Genomic DNA, 1,370 nt, shown 5'->3' with positions numbered 1-1,370 from the left:
GCCTGCATGGGGGCAATCAACATCGGCATTCCCATTATCACCGACCAGCCCTTGCCTGAAGACAAGCAAATAAAAGATTGGTTTATCTACGAGCCGGATCTGGAAAAAGCCATCCAGCTGGGTATGGAGTTGCGTGAAATTAAGATTACCAGCATAGACATCGATGCGCCCATCACCGTCGGCCCGGCCTTCGAGGGTGAGTCCATCCGCAAGAAGGACATGTATGTGGAATTCGGAGGCACCAGGACCCCCAGCTTCGAACTGGTGCGCATGGTCGGCCCGGACGAAGTGGAAGACGGCAAGGTGGAAGTGATTGGTCCCGACATCGACACCGTACAACCGGGAAGCGCCATGCCCCTGGGTATCATCGTGGATGTTTACGGGCGTAAGATGCAGGAAGACTTCGAGCCCGTGCTGGAGCGGCGCATACATTACTTCACCAACTACGGCGAAGGTCTATGGCACGTGGCCCAGCGGGACATCATGTGGGTGCGCATAAGCAACGGCGCTTTTGCCAAAGGCTTCCGCTTAAAACACCTGGGCAATATCCTCTACGCCAAGTTCAAGTCGGAATTTGCCGCGGTGGTGGACCGGGTGCAGGTAACCATTTACACTGACGAGCAAAAGGTACTGGAGATGCGGGAACTGGCCCGGCAGTACTACAAGAAACGGGATGACCGGTTGAAGGAGTTGAAGGATGAAACCGTGGACACCTTCTATTCCTGCACCCTCTGCCAGTCCTTTGCCCCCACCCACGTGTGCATCGTTCCTCCCGAACGGACGGGCCTGTGCGGTGCGGTGAGCTGGCTGGACGCCAAGGCTTCCTATGAAATCAACCCCCACGGGCCAAACCAGCCCATCAAGCTGGAGGGGCTCATAGATCCGGTCAAAGGACAGTGGAAGTCGGTCAACGAATTTGTTCACGCCAACTCCCAGCGGACCATCGAGGCGGTCAACTTCTACACCATCATGGAATATCCCATGACTTCCTGCGGCTGCTTCGAATGCATCCTGGCCATGGTGCCGGAGTGCAACGGCTTTATGGTGGTCAACCGGGAGCACGGTGGCATGACCCCCTCGGGGATGACCTTCTCCACCATGGCCGGCACCATTGGCGGCGGTGCCCAGATGCCCGGCTTTATGGGAATCAGTAAGTCCTACCTGGCATCCCGCAAGTTTGTGCCCGCAGACGGCGGCCTGGCCCGGGTGGTGTGGATGCCCAAGGCCCTGAAAGACCAGTTGCGGCCGCAACTGGAAGAAGCCGCCGAAGCAGCCGGCCTGGGTAAGGACTTTGTGGATAAGATTGCCGATGAAACTGTGGGCACCAGCGGCGAAGAGATCCTGCCCTTCCTGGAGGAGAAGGGGCATCC

1 protein-coding gene is annotated in these 1,370 nt (G+C 57.9%); it reads left to right on the top strand.

The window, feature by feature from the left end:
- Positions 1-1,370, top strand: a 1,370-nt coding sequence (gene acsB / locus J2Z49_RS14730) for an acetyl-CoA decarbonylase/synthase complex subunit alpha/beta (RefSeq protein ID WP_307403944.1), incomplete at both ends; no start/stop codon positions are given.

The sequence above is a fragment of the Desulfofundulus luciae genome (assembly GCF_030813795.1).
GTDB lineage: Bacteria > Bacillota > Desulfotomaculia > Desulfotomaculales > Desulfovirgulaceae > Desulfofundulus > Desulfofundulus luciae.
Note: the sequence above shows the minus strand (reverse complement) of the source record. Positions and strands in the feature narration are given on the sequence as shown.